The sequence below is a fragment of the Mycoplasmopsis mustelae genome (assembly GCF_004365095.1).
GTDB lineage: Bacteria > Bacillota_I > Bacilli_A > Mycoplasmatales > Metamycoplasmataceae > Mycoplasmopsis > Mycoplasmopsis mustelae.
Genome location: NZ_SOCN01000005.1, coordinates 1 through 18145 on the forward strand (window position 1 = coordinate 1; position 18145 = coordinate 18145).

The 18145-nt window shown below is 27.5% G+C and carries 15 protein-coding genes and 3 tRNA genes; 7 read left to right on the plus strand and 11 right to left on the minus strand.

Annotated elements, in window-relative coordinates:
- Positions 1-269: 269 nt before the first annotated feature.
- On the plus strand, positions 270-878 hold the full coding sequence (locus BCF59_RS03385) for a thermonuclease family protein (protein WP_134111250.1): 609 nt from the start codon (positions 270-272) through the stop codon (positions 876-878).
- A gap of 111 nt (positions 879-989) precedes the next feature.
- Entirely contained in the window at positions 990-2939 is a 1950-nt protein-coding gene (gyrB, locus tag BCF59_RS03390; protein WP_134111252.1) for a DNA topoisomerase (ATP-hydrolyzing) subunit B, read from the plus strand.
- A gap of 33 nt (positions 2940-2972) precedes the next feature.
- Here gyrB and gpmI read toward each other — a convergent pair whose 3' ends face one another.
- The 3 genes from gpmI to BCF59_RS03405 are packed head-to-tail and all read right to left on the minus strand — an operon-like array spanning position 2973 to position 8282.
- Entirely contained in the window at positions 2973-4478 is a 1506-nt protein-coding gene (gene gpmI / locus BCF59_RS03395) for a 2,3-bisphosphoglycerate-independent phosphoglycerate mutase (RefSeq protein ID WP_134111253.1), read from the minus strand.
- A gap of 59 nt (positions 4479-4537) precedes the next feature.
- Positions 4538-6847, minus strand: coding sequence for a UU173 family protein (locus tag BCF59_RS03400; protein WP_134111255.1), 2310 nt, complete (start codon positions 6845-6847; stop codon positions 4538-4540).
- Positions 6834-8282, minus strand: coding sequence for a DUF2130 domain-containing protein (locus tag BCF59_RS03405; protein WP_134111257.1), 1449 nt, complete (start codon positions 8280-8282; stop codon positions 6834-6836). The genes BCF59_RS03400 and BCF59_RS03405 overlap by 14 nt, the downstream gene beginning before the upstream one ends.
- A gap of 135 nt (positions 8283-8417) precedes the next feature.
- Here BCF59_RS03405 and BCF59_RS03410 point away from each other — a divergent pair, with 135 nt between their 5' ends.
- From BCF59_RS03410 to BCF59_RS03420, 3 genes are all read left to right on the plus strand, one after another.
- Entirely contained in the window at positions 8418-9800 is a 1383-nt protein-coding gene (locus tag BCF59_RS03410; protein ID WP_134111259.1) for a DUF2179 domain-containing protein, read from the plus strand.
- Positions 9801-9960: 160 nt separating this feature from the next.
- Positions 9961-10046, plus strand: a tRNA-Leu gene (locus BCF59_RS03415).
- 8 nt (positions 10047-10054) lie between these two features.
- Positions 10055-10130, plus strand: a tRNA-Lys gene (locus BCF59_RS03420).
- Between the two features lie 329 nt (positions 10131-10459).
- On the opposite strand, the gene BCF59_RS03425 is transcribed toward BCF59_RS03420, so the two are convergent.
- From BCF59_RS03425 to BCF59_RS03455, 7 genes are all read right to left on the minus strand, one after another.
- Positions 10460-10536, minus strand: a tRNA-Ile gene (locus tag BCF59_RS03425).
- A gap of 63 nt (positions 10537-10599) precedes the next feature.
- Positions 10600-10995: a 30S ribosomal protein S9 gene (rpsI, locus tag BCF59_RS03430; RefSeq protein WP_134111261.1), complete on the minus strand. Its 396-nt coding sequence runs from the start codon at positions 10993-10995 to the stop codon at positions 10600-10602.
- Positions 10995-11429 carry a 50S ribosomal protein L13 gene (gene rplM / locus BCF59_RS03435; RefSeq protein ID WP_134111263.1) on the minus strand — a complete coding sequence of 145 codons (435 nt, stop codon included), beginning with the start codon at positions 11427-11429 and terminating at the stop codon, positions 10995-10997. The genes rpsI and rplM overlap by 1 nt, the downstream gene beginning before the upstream one ends.
- Before the next feature lie 145 nt (positions 11430-11574).
- The gene (locus BCF59_RS03440) at positions 11575-12255 is read right to left on the minus strand and encodes a 16S rRNA (uracil(1498)-N(3))-methyltransferase (protein ID WP_134111265.1); all 681 of its coding nucleotides are present in this window, start codon (positions 12253-12255) and stop codon (positions 11575-11577) included.
- On the minus strand, positions 12248-13465 hold the full coding sequence (locus BCF59_RS03445; protein ID WP_134111267.1) for a hypothetical protein: 1218 nt from the start codon (positions 13463-13465) through the stop codon (positions 12248-12250). The genes BCF59_RS03440 and BCF59_RS03445 overlap by 8 nt, the downstream gene beginning before the upstream one ends.
- A 2-nt stretch (positions 13466-13467) precedes the next feature.
- Positions 13468-14139, minus strand: a complete 672-nt coding sequence (locus tag BCF59_RS03450) for a sugar-phosphate nucleotidyltransferase (protein WP_134111269.1) — start codon at positions 14137-14139, stop codon at positions 13468-13470.
- Between the two features lie 7 nt (positions 14140-14146).
- Positions 14147-15766, minus strand: coding sequence for an ATP-binding cassette domain-containing protein (locus BCF59_RS03455; protein WP_134111271.1), 1620 nt, complete (start codon positions 15764-15766; stop codon positions 14147-14149).
- A gap of 489 nt (positions 15767-16255) precedes the next feature.
- Here BCF59_RS03455 and BCF59_RS03460 point away from each other — a divergent pair, with 489 nt between their 5' ends.
- Together BCF59_RS03460 and BCF59_RS03465 are read left to right on the plus strand one after the other, a co-directional pair.
- Positions 16256-16834 carry a Vmc-like lipoprotein signal peptide domain-containing protein gene (locus BCF59_RS03460; RefSeq protein ID WP_134111272.1) on the plus strand — a complete coding sequence of 193 codons (579 nt, stop codon included), beginning with the start codon at positions 16256-16258 and terminating at the stop codon, positions 16832-16834.
- A gap of 116 nt (positions 16835-16950) precedes the next feature.
- Entirely contained in the window at positions 16951-17580 is a 630-nt protein-coding gene (locus BCF59_RS03465; RefSeq protein WP_134111274.1) for a hypothetical protein, read from the plus strand.
- Between the two features lie 404 nt (positions 17581-17984).
- On the opposite strand, the gene BCF59_RS03725 is transcribed toward BCF59_RS03465, so the two are convergent.
- Complete coding sequence (locus tag BCF59_RS03725) at positions 17985-18119, minus strand: hypothetical protein (RefSeq protein WP_268810734.1); 135 nt, start codon at positions 18117-18119, stop codon at positions 17985-17987.
- Between the last annotated feature and the right edge of the window lie 26 nt (positions 18120-18145).

Consider the following 18145-nt stretch of genomic DNA (forward strand, 5'->3'; position numbering starts at 1 on the left):
ATCAAACTCTCGAAAAAATTGACTGTCATGTTTTATATATCTAGTTTTCAAAGAACTTTTATAACACTTTTTTAAAATGTCGCTAAACTATTATAATGTAAAATTTAAATTTACAAAATAAATTTTATTTTTTTCATTTTTCATAATTAATGTATTTTAATATCAATAAATTAACAAAAGAGTGCAATATTATGTTACCATAACTTTTCTTAAAACAAATTTTTTTGTTTATTATTTGTTTATTATTTGTTTTTTATTCTATATAAAATATGAAAACCATAAAAACTGTATTATTGAAAATTTGAAAACATAAATATTGATTTTTATCACCCGTTGTAATTCCCGTTATTTTAATACCTATACTTCAATCAAAACAATATATCAATAAAATTATTGCTGTCGAGTTAATTAAAATCACAGATGGAGATACTTTAGAGGTTACCGACACAAACAAAAAGATTTATAATGTTAGATTGTATGGTATTGACACACCCGAAACACAAAAAGACTTTAAAGATGAAATTTTAGCTAAAGACGAAAATTTCTATGCACAATTAGCAAAGAAATATTTAATAAATTTATTAAATAATCAAACTTTAAGCTTGCAAATTTTACAAAAAGATAAATATAATCGCTTTGTAGGAGTAATTTATTTAAATGATTTACAAATAAACAATTCTATTAATAATTTACTTGTCAAAAATGGTTGAGCTAGAGTTTATTATATTCAAGATCAAAATCCAAAGAAGATGTACTTTATAAATAGTCAATGGAGTAAAAATTTTTATCAGATGTTATTAAATTCACAAGAATATGCAAAGGATAACTTATTAGGTTTTTGAAAAGAAAATTATAATCACATCTTTCATAAAACCTAACTTCGATTTTTAAATAAAAATGATATAATTCTTTATACTTTTGTATATGATATTTAGTTAAAAACTAAATATTTTGTATCTTGTATCTCAAAATATTTTAGGGGTTAATTTATGGAAAATAAATCACACAATTATGACGCCGCTAACATTAAGCATTTAGAAGGTCTAGAACACGTTCGCAAACGCCCAGGAATGTATATTGGTAGTACTTCAAAAAGCGGTTTACACCATATGGTTTGAGAAATAGTAGATAATTCAGTCGATGAAGCAATGGCGGGTTTTGCTAATAAAATCAATATTACTATAACTAAAAACGAAGAAATTATTGTAGAAGATAATGGTCGCGGAATTCCGGTAGGAACTCATCCTAAATTTGGAATTAGCGCACTAGAAGTGGTCTTAACCAAATTGAATGCAGGTGGTAAATTTGAATCTAATGCCTACAAGGTTAGCGGAGGTCTTCATGGAGTTGGCGCTTCGGTTGTAAACGCACTAAGCGATTCGATGAAAGCATGAGTTAAGCGCAATGGTAAAATATATTACGCTGAATTTTATAATGGTGGACAAACCTTAAAAGCCACCGAAGTTATAGGTAGTTGTGATCCAAATGAAAGCGGAACAAAAATTCAATTTCATCCAGATTATAAAATTATGGAAAAAATTAAATTTGACAAAGACATTATTATTGATCACACCAAACAAATTGCACACTTAAATAAAGGCTTATTAGTCACAGTCAGTGACCATCGTGATAATAGTTATCAAGAATTTCAATATGAAAACGGAATTATTGATTATGTTTTAGAAGTTAATCAAGGCTATAAATCTGTTAATAATGATGTTATTTATGCATCAGGTGAATATAAATATAAAAACGATTTAGATCAAAGTGATATTATTATTGGTGTTGAAGTCGCAGTACAGTATTTATATGATTTATATCGACCAAATATTATTTCTTATACCAACAACATCTTAACTAATGAGGGTGGAACACACGTATCAGGTTTTTATGATGCAATTATGCGTTTAATTAATAGCTATGCACAAGATAAAGGTTATTTTAAAAACGACAGCGAAAAATTTACTCGTGATGACTTAATTGAAGGAATGACTGCAATAATTTCTATTAAACACCCAGATCCACAATTTGAGGGACAAACAAAAGCTAAATTAGGTTCCAAAGATGCAAGACGTGCAGTTAATGAAATTTATTCTACTACTCTTGAGAGATTTTTAAATGAAAATCCAGATTTGGCTAAAAAAATAATTGATATTGCTATTACAGCGCGCAAAGGAAGAATCGCTTCAAATGCCGCTAGAGATAACGCGCGCCGTAAAAATGCATTTGAAAGTGGCGGGCTACCCGGAAAACTTTCAGATTGCTCAACTAAGAATGCCGAAATTAGTGAGTTATACTTAGTGGAGGGGAATTCGGCTGGTGGTTCTGCAAAAATGGGGCGCGACCGTAATACTCAGGCAATATTACCACTTCGCGGAAAAATCTTGAACGTCGAAAAAACTAGACAAGAACGTGTTTTTGAAAACGAAGAAATTATGTCTTTAATTACTGCGTTAGGAACTGGTTTAGGAGATACCTTTAATATTAATAAATTAAGATACCACAAAATTGTAATTATGACTGATGCCGACGTAGATGGTGCGCACATTCGTACCCTGCTACTTACCTTCTTTTATCGTTACTTTAAACCATTAATTGAATATGGTTTTATATATATTGCTCAACCTCCATTATATAAAATTCAACAAGGCAAAATTATTGAATACGCATTTAATGATCAACAAAAAGAAGAAATTATTTCTAAATTAAATCAAAACAATAAAATTACAATTCAAAGATATAAAGGATTAGGGGAAATGGACCCTGAGCAACTTTGAGAAACTACAATGAACCCACAAAATCGTAAAATGCTACAAGTTCAAGTCGAAGATGCATATCATGCTGATCGTGTTTTCGAAGTATTAATGGGAGAAAACGTGCTTCCTCGCAAAGAATTTATCGAAAGTAATGCTAAATACGTAAGAAATATTGACCTATAAAAATAAAACAACACGTCTTTTTGCTGTGTTGTTTTATTTAATTAATAACGAGTCTGCATCCATTTCTTTGGGTTTTGCTACATTAATGTAATCTAAAATAGTTGGAGCAATATTAGCTAAACAACCATTTTTTAATTTAACCGATTTATCACTACAAATCAACATAACTGGACTGCTAGTGTGTTTGGTTGCCGGATTTCCTTTTTCATCTTCTGTAATTTCTGCATTTCCATGATCTGCGGTAATAAATACAGTAATATTATTTTTTGTGCTTCAGTCAATAATGCGTTTAATTTGTGTATCTAAAAATGACACCGCTTTGATTGTAGATTTTAAATTTCCTGTATGTCCTACCATATCTGGGTTAGCAAAATTCATAATAGTTACATCATAATTTAATGCGTTTTCTAATAATGCATCAGTAATTCCTCGGGCCGACATTTCAGGCGCATCTGCATATGATTCAACTTTTAGCGAATCAATCATAATCCGCTTTGAATTCTTAAACTCAATATCATTTCCACCATCCATAAAGTAAGTTACGTGTGCATATTTTTGAGTTTCTGCTAATCTAAGTTGACTTTTATTAGCCAATTCCAAAACGCGTCCAATTGGCATTGAAATCTGCATTTCATCAAAAGCTACTTCTGTTTTAATGCCTTCATATTTCATCATTGAAACAAATTTATTTATTTTAACAGGTACAATTGGTTGATTTTCATATAAATTTGAACCAACGAATAAATGACTCAATTGTCTTGCGCGATCTGGCCGGAAATTAAAGAAAATAATTGAATCACCATTTTTAATAAAACTTTCTTTAGATAAAGTCGAATTAATAGCAGGAACAAAAAATTCATCTGAAATATTTTGATGGTATTGCGATTCTACATATGAAACTGCATCTGTAAATGAATGCTGACAGTTTCCTAAAAGGGCTTGATAAGATTTTTCAATTCGATCAAACATTTTGTCTCTATCCATTGCATAAAATCTTCCAGCAACAGAAGCAATGTGATAGTTGTATTTTTTACAAATATTTTGTAATTTTTGCATTGATGTTTTGATTGATCGTGGCGCCACATCCCTTCCGTCTCCAAAAACGTGTACAGAAACTTTTTTTAAACCATTTTCGTAAGCTGCATCTAATAATTCAAATAAATGGTCCTCTAACGAATGTACACCACCAGGTGATAAAAGACCCATTAAATGTAGTGTAGAATTATTCTTTTGAACATCAGTAAATGCTTGTTGAAATGCAGGTGCTACTTTAAAAGTTCCGTTTTTTAACGCGTTTTTTATTAGTGATAGTCCAGTATATACAATTGTACCTGCGCCAATATTAAGATGTCCAACTTCTGAATTTCCCATTTGTCCTTGAGGTAAACCCACATATTCACCTGATGCTTGGATTAAAGAATTTGGATATTCTGCAAACAATTTATCAAAAGTCGGGGTATCAGCAAGCGCAAATCCATTTCCTTGTGTTTCTTCTCTAATACCTAAACCATCAATAACTATTAAAATAACTTTTTTCATTTCTTTCCTTAATTTTAAACAAATATATTTTTATTTTATCAAAATATTAAATTTAGTCGCTAAAAGTTTCTACTTTTTTCTTGGATTGTTAACTTTGAATCTTTTATTATATATTGAGTATTAGCTGCATTAATCAATTTATATTCGAAATCACTTAAGTTTTTAAACTTTAAACTAAATAGATACATAATAAAATCATATACCATAATCATTGCTCTAACATCGTTTTCACAGTATTTTTTTAAATTCGGTACTATATTATTGATTCAAACGATGTCATTTGTCGCACCCAAATATCTTAAAATTGCTTCTTCCATTGCCATAGTACCTTTTTGAATTATTAGTTCATTATATGGAATTATTTTATGTTTTAGATTTAAATTCATATGAGTAATATATTTTTCGATTTTCTTTATTGAAAAATAATATTTTAAAAAATTAATATTAATTAATTTTTTAAATACAGTAAGATTATTTTTTATAAAATCTTTCTTATTTTCTACTAATTTGAGTTCATTATTAACTTCTGTAAAACTTCCAAAATCATTTACATTTACATTTTGACGGTTTTTAGCGCTAAAGCAATCCGCTAAATCAATAGTATTATTATTTATTCAAACAATCTTAATGATAAAATCATTGAGATTGTTATATTTTTGATCTAATCAAGCTCTAAAGTCTGGATCTTTTTTATATGTATTTTCAACTAGCTTGGCAATTTCTTTATTTCTTGTATTCTCGTAAGTTTTATTATAAACCACATAACTATCACATTTGTTAGCATAAATTGCTTCAATAACCTCAACCAAACCTTTTATTGTCAAATCTTTTGTATCTAAAACTATATTTTCGCAACTTATTTCAACTCCATTTTGCGTAATAATTACAGAAACTTGATTTACTACTTGATTATAAGGTGCAATCCCATCTAAAGGTGGGTATAAATCCGAAAAACCTTCATAGTCATATCAACAAACTTTGGCATCTTTTTGGTGTAAATTAATGATTTGATTTAATGCTTCAATATTAAAATAATTATCATTTTTGTTAAATCGTTTCATTTCGGTTGCTAATGCAGTTAAACTTAATTTACTCTTTTTATTAAAAAATGACATTGAAATATCATCAAAATCTTTACCTAAATAAAGTTTTAATAGTAGTAGTTTTTCTTCTTTGTTTATATAAGAAGAATCTGAAATTTCGAAATAATCTAAATTTTGATTATAAAAACTCGGTTCAATTAATCATCTTTGATTTTCTTTAAATCTTTGTTCTTCGTTAAATGATGAAAAATATTTAATTGCAGCAAAATTGCATTTTTCTTGAAATTCCTTATATGCTTTTGTAACTAAATTAACATAAAAGTGAAAATCTTCTATATAAATCGGTTCAGATATTTGGTCCTGTAAAACAGTAATTTTAAAATTTTTATAATCTCAATTAAATTTTGTTTCTTGCGTAGACAAAAAATCTATTTTATTAGATTTTTTAGGAAATTTTTTACTTTTGACAGATCAAATAAAATTATTTTTACTTTGTTTATCATATTCATTTTTAGAGTTAAGCAGTAAAATATCTCCACTTTTCTTTAAACAATTATCTATTTCTACTTGATATGGACTAGCATTTCTATTTTTGGTTTTAGAAATAGATTTAGTTGATATTGCCGCATATGATTCATAAAAATTAATAATATCTTTTTTTATTTCTCCATTCACTTTAACTAATGGATCGATAATAATAACTGACATATCCGAAATCTTTATTTGGTTGTACTTGAAAATATTATAAATATAAAAGTGTTTATAATACATCTCAAATTTGGTTCTAGTTGTATAACTTAACAAAACTATTTTTTCTCTCTTTTTGTCAAATATAAAAAAAGGTGCTACAAAATCAAATTCATTTTGTTTTAACAAAATATTACCAGAAAAAATTATATCAATATGTGGATTCCGAATAGCCTCAATTGTTTCTATGTGTTTTGTAGTATAATCAGCTTTAGACGAGATATAAGCAACATTGTTTTCTGGAATTTGATATTTTTTTAAATATCAAAAAAAAGCATCTCTTGTATAACGTTCATAATTATCTTTAGATACTTTTATATAACTCTCATTTGTGGACTTTACTTCTAGCGAGATTTCATGTAAGTTATTAATTTCTTCAAAAAGTTCATAAAAATTTGCTTTTTCTTCATCATTATTATCTTCATCATCAGTTTCAATATAAATTTGTAAATTTGAATTTTTTTGAATTTCTTTTTTTAATTCATCTAACAAAGTTTTTCCGGTTCAAATTAAAGCCGGATTGTAACCAAAAACTCTTTTAAAAATATTTCAAGTAATTTTTATATTATTCTTCAACATCAATTAAATCCTCGTCTTTGATATCTTCAATCTCTAAACCTTCAAATTCTTGAATGTTGTTAAGTGATTTTCTTTCTAGTTTAGAAAGACTTTTTATAAATTCGCTTTTATCAAAAGTATTCAGTGCTCCTTGAATTTTACTAAATGATGTATTTACTATTTCGTCTGCTTTTTTACGAATTTTTTCTCCTTCACCGATAATTGTTTCAGCAGATTTTTTCATACTCTCAATCTTTTTAGAAATAATTAATATATTTTTTTCTATTTTTTCTCTAATAAATTTATCAAATTTAGTTAATATTTCTTGCTTAGAATTAAATTCTATTTGACTTTCTATAAGTTGACTTTTTTGTCATATTATGTCCCTTAATAGTTTCACTAAATTAACTAAAAATTTATAACGAACTATATAAATTTTTTCAAAACCAGCAACTTTCTGTATATAAATTTCTTTATCAGGTTCTAATTCAGTAACTAAAATTGCGTAATCTGCTTGATAATTCCTTCTATCTTTTTCTAATTTATCTAAAAAATCTTTATTTTTTTTAGTCCCTTTTTCAGTACTTCTATTTTTTGCTTCTATAATAACTGTCCCCATTTTTACATTAGTATTGTTTTCTTTTTTTAGAAATCTTATCTCAAAATCAGGCTTCTTTCCTTCTTTTGCTATATTACTCTTTTCTATTTCTATTTCATTATCAAAATCAAAAGCTTCTTCTAATAAATTTAATAAAAAATCTTCAAAAACTTCCCCTACTTCTTTGGTTGATGAAAAGTTTCGACTTTTATTGTATGTGTCAACTTGAATCATTAGATTATTATTTTTTTGTTTTAGTTCTTCATTTTCTCTACCAGTATTTTCTAAGTCTTTTTTTATAACTTCATATTGTGTTTCTAAACTAAAATATTTTTGTTGCATTTCCAATGCAATTTTATTTTTTTGAATTTCAAAATCTTTATCTTTATTTTCTAAAATATTTTTAAGATTTTGAATTTTATTTTCCAACTGAGTCTTATTTAATTCAATAGCACTATTAATTAAATCTTGCTGCTTGAGTTCTAAACTATCAATAATTTCTTTTTTATCTTTTTTAAATTGTTCATTTAAATTTTTACGAATTTCATCTATCTCTCTACGATGCTCCTTTTGAAGCTTCTCTAATTTATTGATTTGTTCGTTTTGTAATTTTATATACTCAGGGGAATTGATTACTTTAAAAGAATTTTCTCCCAATAATTCTTTTTTTATCTCTTCTTTTGCTGCTTTAGACATTTTTTGCTTAAATTCTGCGATAACATCAACTAATTCTGTTGTATCAATGTTTAATAAATCATTAATGCTAAAATAATCTCCATTTGCAACACTTTCATCCTGAATATAGAATTCTAATTTATCTAAATTTTTAATAGTAATCTTAACTTTTTTTGATTGCACGATATCCTCCAAAACCTTAATTGTCTTTACTTTAATATATAAATTTTAATGAAAAAGAACCGAAAAAGAACTAAATACGGAAAATGATTTTAAAAATGTTGTAAAATTTTATTACTACCAAGTATAAGGGGGTTTATGTCGCAAGAAAATATAGATTCAAACCAAGAAAATAAAATAAATTTAGAGAACTTAGATCCAGCCATTAATGAAGCTGAAAAAATTCATAAAAACAAAAGTTTTGTTTCAAAACTTAGTTCAAAAGCTTTAAATGAAGAAATTGGCCAATTATTAGTTGGCGAAGATCAAAATAAAACTCGCTTGGTAAAGAAAAACACAATCTACAAACGTACCAAAATGGCTAATTTTGGTCTTAAATTAAGTAATTTTTATTCACAAATGCCAACTTGAAAATTATTAAGCATAACTATAATTACAGCAATTGTATTTGGTGTAATTTCAGTTTTTTTAGTTAAAAATGTTGGTATATATAATTTTGGATTAGCAGCATTTGGTCAAGCATTTTCACGTCTATTAGTGGTGTTATTATCAGAAGGTTCAGTTTCATTAGTAATACGTAATTTATTAGATCAATTTGTATTTTGATTAGCTTATATAATTTTAAGCATTCCTATTTTTATCTTTGGTTATAAAAAAATTGGCAAATCCTTTTCGGATTTGACTGTACTATTTTTAGTAGTATCATCAGTAGTTTCATTCTCATTGGGTTTTATTCCAAAAATCGGAAACGTGTATTTAATTGGTGATTTTTCAAATACTGAAATACAAAAGTCTCTTACTAATTGACAAAAACCGCTTAGCGGAATTATCCCATTAAATTGAAAAGATGGCGGGAATATAATTGCATTATTTATTTTTGCAATTGTTTATGGATATTTATTGGCTTGAATTTTTGCAATAATTCAAATTATTGGTGGAACAGCAGGAGTTACCGGAATCATCGGGGAATGATATTCAAATACAAAGCAAAAATCTTTTGGTTCTATTTCTGGCTATATTAACATCATTATCGTTTTAATTGGTGTATTAATTGGGTCTTGATTACCTGGTTCATTATTATTAGATGGCGTTTCAAAAAATCCAGGAAATTTATCAGCAGAAAAATTATCACAAATTAATAGTTTAAAATGATCATTTCAATTATACTTATCACCAAATTTTGTAGCAACCATTCTCTCTAATATTGTTTATATTATTATTTTAAATAAATTATATCCTAAATTCAAACTAGTTCGTGTAGAAATCTATTCAATGAATATGTCTTTAGAAATCGCGCGCAAAATAAAACGTGATAAAAAAATTGTTACCGGTGTAAGTTTATTTAAAGCCAAAGGTGGTTATAGTAAAAATGATATCGATGTGGTTACTTCAATCACCTTATTTAGACAAGTTAATCGCATAATTAAAGATGTTAGAAAAATAGATCCTGATGCATTTATATCAATTTCCAATGTAACAAGTATTGATGGTTATATTTATCTACCACAAGATAAGTTTTAATAAAAAACACAAGATAGAGTTTTTTAATTTTTATTTTTTGTACTCTGAAAATCTTGTGTAATCTATAAGAATTTTTGACATTACTTTATCTAAAACTTTTTGAAAAAATTTTTGTAATATTTTTTTTATGCTATAATAAATTAGCAATTAACAAGATGTTGCCCAGGTGGCGGAATGGTAGACGCAAGGGACTTAAAATCCCTCGGTCGCAAGACCGTGCTGGTTCAAGTCCAGTCTTGGGCACCATAACTTTTGCGTCCTTAGCTCAGTAGGTAGAGCAAATGGCTTTTAACCATTGGGTCAGAGGTTCGAATCCTCTAGGACGTACCATTTCAAGAAATTGACCAAGGCCTTTTGGTCTTTTTTATATTTTTAAATTTTTAATTAATAAAACCTTAAAGTATAAAATTAAGTGGTTTTTATAATGCAATTAAATTAAAAATAAATCAAACCAATGTATCCTTATATATCAATTTTTTTTCAAACGTACCAACTCTTTTAAGTAAACTTAAAAATATTTTTTGATGTAATTGATATGATTAAACCTTTACATATAAGCAATATATGCGTTTTAATTTATCCTTTTTGCACATTAATCTTAGATGAATTATACAAAAATAAAAAAAAGAAGCAGCGCTTCTTTTGGTCAATAAATGAAATGGTGCGAACGAATGGACTTGAACCATCGACCTCACGATTATCAGTCGTGTGCTCTAACCAGCTGAGCTACGCTCGCATAGGTTGCTTTGATCAATTATACCACGAAAAGTAAATTAATCAAGCATTATTGAAATTAAAATTAACGTTTTGAGAATTGTCTTGCACGACGTGCTGCACGTAATCCTGGCTTCTTACGTTCTTTAGCACGAGCATCTCTTGTAAGCATTCCGGCTTGTTTTAGAACTGCGCGATAATCAGCGCTTGCTTCTAATAATGCTCGAGCAATACCTAGTCTAATCGCCCCGGCTTGACCACTTAATCCACCACCAGCAACAATAACCGAAACATCAAAAGTTCCTTGAGTTTCTGTTAAAACAAAGGGCTGATTTGCATCTTTTAAATAAATATCAGATGTTAAATATTCGCGAGCTTCACGTTTATTAATTAAGAATTTTCCTGTTCCCGGTGTTAATTTAACACGAGCAACTGACGATTTTCTTCTACCCAATCCACGGTATTCAATATTTTTAGCCATTATTTAACCTCTAATCTTTCCGGATTTTGTGCTACTTGTTTATGTTCTGGACCTGCATATACAAACAAATTACGACGTTGTTTATTTCCAAGTTTTGTATGAGGAATCATTCCACTTACTGCTTTTTCAATTAAAGCAGTAGGTCTTTTTACTCTTAATTTTGCAGCTGTTATACTTTTTAAACCACCAGGATATCCTGAGTGTGAGTAATAAATTTTTTGTTCTTCTTTTTTAGCTGTTAAAACTACTTTTTCTGCATTAATAATAATTACATTATCACCCATATCAGCATGCGGAGTAAAAGTTGGTTTATTTTTTCCCCTTAAAACTGAAGCCACAAATGTAGCTAAACGCCCTAATACTTGGCCATCTGCGTCAACTACAAATCACTTCTTATTTGCTTGTTGTGTATTCACAATTGTTGTTTGTCTCATACAACCTCCTACGTTAATTTTATAGATTTTGATTGAAATTTACAAATTTTTGTAAAGTGCTAAAATATTATAACACATCCTAAAAAAATTAAATATTTTTTAATATTTCTTTTAATCAAACTTTTTTATCTATATATAAATAGTTTTAGTCAATTTTTAATTGAGAAAGCATAAAAATTGCTGCAGTCTCTGCTCTTAGAATTCTTTTGCCTAAACTAACTAAATGCACTTTATTTTCTCTAGCTTTAGTAATTTCCAAGTCTGAAAACCCGCCCTCAGGCCCAACTAAAAACATCACATCAATTTTGATTGATTGTGGAATTTGTTCACTAATCAATAATTTTTCGTGCGATAAATATTTAGTTAAATTTTGTTGTTGAATAACATCATCGAATTTTTTAAGTTCTAAAAGTTCAGGAATTTTATTACGAAATGATTGTTCTGCTGCGTTTTGAATAATAGTCTTAAAGCGTTGTATTCTTTTTTGATATTTTTGATATTGATATAATTCACCGTTTGTATAATCGGTTAGCATTGGTTGGATTTCACTCACACCCAATTCTACCGCTTTTTGTAACAATCATTCAAAACGTTCATATTTAATTAAAGCCACCGCTAAAATAACTTTATTATTTCGTTCGTTATTTAATCTTAATTTTTTAATTATTTTAGCCTTTTCAAATTCTAGCACACACTCATAAAATTCTTCCTGATAAACACAAATAAAAGGTTTGTCATTGACGCGAATTACCCTTAAATGTTTAAGAGTGTCATTATTTAAAATAAAATAATTATCTTGTTTTTTAGAAACAAAAAATCTATTCATATATACCAAACATTCTACGTTTGTGCTTATCGATGTTCGATTTAAATGATTTCGTGAATATAATAGATAAACCTTTTTCAAACTCTTTATCATGGTTAGGACAAAACAAAAAACCATTATCACCATTTGTAGTTAATTTAAAAGCCTCATTATATGTTATATTACCTTTTTTAAATTCATTTTGTATATCAATATGTCTATAAATATGAGAAATAATTAAATTGTCAGCGATATTATAATCGCAAGCAAAACATTCATCAACATTTAGAATTTCATTGTATTTTTTATAAATATTCGCTTTTAGCAATTTTTGGTTTCTTAATAAAAAGTTATTTTTATTATTTATATTTAAATCTAAATTATCTTCAACAAAAATTGAATCATTGCGATCTTTTCCTTGAAATATAAAACCTAAGTTATTGATTTCAGTCATAATTTTTGATGATATTTTGTCATCATTTAGCAATCAAAAATTTAATGTTTTATTTTTTTCATCATCAGTTAGTTTTGATAAAACCTTACAAGTTAATAATGTGTCTTGCCTATTTGCTCCATCTAATTTAGCATAAACATCTACAAAAATATAACCATCATTTTTTTGATACTCAATAATAATAGATTTATTTATCTTGTTCTTTTGTCTTAATAAATTTTTTTCCTTTATATATTCAACTAAATTTATTTTTTCCTTATATGCATTTAAAACTTCCGTAAATTTGTTATCTAATATAAGCATCATTGATTTTGTAATTTGAAAATCCATAAAAACAAGTTGTTTAATATCAGATTTAATAGATTCTGAAATATTTACTTTAAAATTCCTTTTATCTTTCAAGTTCATTCAATCAATAGGATTTAATGCTATAAATATCTCTTTGATATTTGTTTTTGTTTCATATTGCTTTAGTATTGGTAGTGAATTTTGTTTAATAAACGTATTTCTACTTTTTGTTCGAAAATTATTTCCTAATTTTTGAGTAAAATATACCAAATAATTATTATTTTGAATTACCAATCCTTGATACTTTAAATCCTCAAATTTTCAATCAAAATATGTGTCTATTTTATCTTGAATCAAGTTATTATAAACTAATGTATCTATAATAATATCTTTTAAATTTTCAGAGGTTTTATTCTCATCGTTTTTTTGAAGTTCATTAAGTAACGTATCGAATCAATTTTTAGAAAGAAGAATCTTTATTTTTTTCAATTTTATGTATATTCCTTTCCGTCTTTTTTATAATCAACACCTTTTCATACCTGAATATCTTTATCAAATAAATCATTTGCTATTCACATACTTGCAAATGATGGTCGTTGTAAGTTCATTACATCGTAATTTAAATAATCCTTAGTAAAACACATTCTTCGTTTGAGATGCACATATTGCACTCGTTTAAATTTTTGTAAAAAATCACAAAATTTTTCACTATTTAGTGCTTGTATACCAAATATTAAGACTCAAGGTTTATTAAATTCTAAAAGTCTTTTTAATAAATTATGTTTATTACGAAACGGCGGATTACTTACAATAATATCTCAATGTTTACTAGGTTGATATTGATAAAAGTCCTGTCCGTCAAAAATATGTGAAGACAAAACTTTATAACCATTCTTTTTAAAAATAGTCACAAAATTAGAAGTAGGTAAATCAAAAGGACATCAAATTACTTTGTCTTTTGGTATTTTAGCATTATCAATAAAAAATTGTATATCTTCTTTAGTGGTATATCATTCATCATCATTTGCATACCTAAATGCTTTAGTAATGTCATTTTTACCACGATCAATACTTGATAAGACATATTCTTTAACAAAACTGATATTTTGTGCAACATTTTCTTGGTTTTCTAAATTTTGCAAGACTTGTTTAATTAATTTCATAAATTCCTTAATTCTCTAACATTACTTCCTCATATTCTTCTAAACTACCACGGAATAAGAAGCTTTTTGTTGGCGACTGTAGTTCTAAAATTATGTCAGCACATTGATTCACAAATGCTCGGTTATACGTTGTAAAAATTGCTCCACCTTTATAGTTTTTAACTCCTTCAATTACTGAATCGATACTTTCAGCATCAAGGTGATCAAGTGGCTGATCTAAAATAATGAAATTAGATTCTAAAAGCATCATTCTCGAGAACATCAAACGCGCTTTTTCTCCCCCACTAGTTACAGCAACTTTTTTAAATACAGAATCATTACTAAATAACATTCTTCCTAAAAAACCGCGCATTCTGGCGTCATCATTTTCTTTATTTTCTTTTTCTTTATTTAATAAAGGTCACTTTGAAATTCATTCTAAAATATTTTCATCATTTTGAAAGTATTTTGAATTATCATTCGGAAAATAACTAGTGGTAATAGTTTGACCCCATTGAACACTACCTTTAGTAGGTTGTTTTTCTCCTACTAAGCATTGTAATAAGCGAGTTTTGGCAATATCATCATCACCTACTATAACCATTTTTTCACCAGGACGCAAGGTAAATGAAACATTTTCAAATAAGGTTTCACCATTTTCGTTGATATAAGTTAAATCTTCTACAGTTAAAATTTGTTTTCCGTGATCACGGTTCATATCTCAACGCACATATGGATATTTACGATTTGATGGTTTAATTTCATCTAAACTAATTTTTTCCAATGCTTTTTTACGACTTGTAGCTTGTTTAGACTTCGATGCGTTAGCACTAAAACGAGCAATAAAATCCTTTAATTTTTCAATTTGTGCTTCTTTTTTAAGATTACTTTGTTTCATCATTTCGCGAGCTAATTCTGATGATTGTTTTCAAAAACTATAGTTTCCGGTATAAATTTTTGCCTCATTATAATCAATATCTACAATATGAGTACATATTGAATCCAAAAAATCACTATCATGGCTTACTACGATAACAACATTTTGATAGTCAATTAAAAAGTTTTCTAGCCATTTAATAGAACGTAAATCAAGGTGGTTGGTCGGTTCATCCATTATTAAAATATCAGGGTTACCAAACAACGCTTTAGCTAATAAAACCTTAATTTTTTGGTTTGCAGTTAATTGAGACATTGCAACATTTCATTTTTCTTTAGGAATTGCTAAATTACTAAGTAATTCTTGTGCGTCATTTTCAGCAGTTCATCCACCTAATTCTCCGTATTTATCCTCTAATTCGCCGGCTCTAGTATAATCTTCCATTGTTGCATCTGGATTTGCATAAATTGCATTTTTTTCTTCCAAAACTGCGTATAAATCAGTGTTTCCCATAATAACAACATCTGTGACATTATAATTATCGTAAGCGTTGTGATCCTGGCTCAAAACTGAAATTCTTTTATTTTTCTCTTTTAAAATTTGGCCCGAACTTGGTTCAATTTGACCTGAAATAATTTTTAAAAATGTTGATTTACCTGCACCATTTGCACCAATAACACCATAAGTATTACCTTCAGTAAATTTTAAATTAACATTTTCAAATAATTTTTTATCACTAAAAATTTTGCTTAAATTTTGTATTTCTATCATTATTTACCCCTTATTGTCCCTTAAAATTTAAAAAAACCTTCGTAAATGAAGGCTATTGACAATCAAAGCATATACACACTCGATGTCGGCTCTTATAGTATTCTACCTTATTTTTTAAAAAAGAAGAGCAATATCTATAAATACTTATTTTTTGAAGCAAAATATCGAAATATTTTTTTAATTAAATTTATGCAAATTTTGCATACTTTTATAAATTAATTTTATAAAAATTCAATCATAAAAGTATGAAATTCAACTTTTTTGCCTACGCCATAGCAAAAAAAAAAAAAAAAATACAATATTTTATTAAGTATATTATTAATTCTTTTTTTATATAATAATTCCTGGTAATTTATTCTCACTTTTGGTGTTGATAATTTGCTATATCAAGTTAGTAAAACTAAACTTAACTAACTTATCTTAATATAAATTAATATTAAAATAAATATTATTATATTATGAATATAATTTCAGAAAGGAATATAAGAAATGAAATTAAAAAGATGATTATTAGGTTCTGCTAGTATTTTAGCAGCAGTTTCAACGATTGCCATCGCAGCTGCTTGTGGAACTGAATCGAAAAAAGAAACACCTACTGACGGTCAAGGACAACAATCAGGTGGAAGTCAACAAACTCCTGGTACAGGTAGTGGAACAACTTCGACTGGAAGCCAACAAACTCCTAGTACAGGTAGTGGAACAACTGCAACCGGAACTCAAGGAGAAAAATCAGCAGAGCAAAAAACTCCAGGAACAAGTAGTGAAACAACAACAACAACAGGAACAACCGGAGCTGGTAGTGATCAAGGAAGTAAACAACCAAATACAAGTTCAGCAGATTCTACCGGAACCCAAAACACAGCAACAGATGGTTCTAGTCAAAAAACAGAATCTACATCAACTAGCGGTCAAGAGCAAACATCTAGTACAAGTTCAGAAAATTCTACAGCAAAGCAAACTACATCATCAGATAGTTCAAGTGGAGAGACAAAACCTGCAGCAACTAGTGAGACTACAACAACAACTACAACAGCAACAGAAAGTGGTTCTCAAGCAAAAGCTTCATAATTAAATTTTAATTTATTAATAAAATATTTTAAATGTCTATGTGTTTTATATAGACATTTTTCTTAAATTATGTACAATTATTAATATATTAATTTATAAAACAAAAAGAGGTATTGATGAAATTAAAAAAAATAATTTTAGGTTCTTTTAGTGTCTTAACATCTATTCCAATGCTTGCCATTGCTGTTGCTTGTGGAACTGAATCTAAAAAAGAAACACCTAATGACGGTCAAGGACAACAATCAGGCGGAAGTCAACAAACTCCTGGTACAGGTAGTGGTACAACTTCGACCGAAACTCAAGGAGAAAAATCAGCAGAGCAACAATCACTGAGAACAGAAACCCAAAAAACTCAAAATGCCGACGAAGGTGGTAGTCAGCAAAACAAAACAAACACACAATCATCAACTTTAAATATTACAAATACTAAAAAGATAGTAACAAAAGAAGAATATTTGCAAAAAATAAAAAGTGCTACCACTCATTTAGTAAATAACATTTCAAAACTCACAGGTACATCAATTCCAGAAGAACAAAAAGCAGCAATAAATGAATATCTTGAAAATAATATAAAATTTATTAATTCTTTTATTAAAGATATTCCGGATAATTTTGATTATAGTCCATATATTAAACTTCTGGATAAAATGGAAAACGCAAGGAGTTTATCAGATATACAAAACATATTACAAGATTTACCTAAATTACTTAATATACAGCACTTTAATTCAGAAAATACAAAATAAGAATTTATAAAATAAATAACAAAAAGTTAATTTATATATAATAAATAAACCAACTTTTTAAAAATTATTTATTGAAAAGTTTTCATAGAAAATAATACAATAAGATGATACTATTTTTCAAACAAATTAGGACGAAAGAATTATAGACGAAATTCAAAAATATTATGATCTCTTGATTTAGATTCCACTACCGCTATAACTTACACCACTCCATAGAAAGTTAAAAAAAAGAAACCAAACAAACCACATCACAGATGATACTCACAACCAATAGTTAAAAAAACTACTCTCAAAATATTATGTCGCTTTTTCGAGATCTCAAAAGAATTTACAACATATACATAAAATCATTACATTCAAGATAATAAAACAAGGACTTCCATCCTTGTTTTATTATAATAATATTAAGCAAATCTAACAATAACTAATAAGATTAAAATAACAACCAAACCAACAACAAAACCGGTTCAAATCGGCCAATAAATTTTAACGTCACCTAAACAACTCATGAATTTTTTTTCATTTTTTGCTTCTTTCATTTTTCCCCCTTATTTGAACTTGTTAG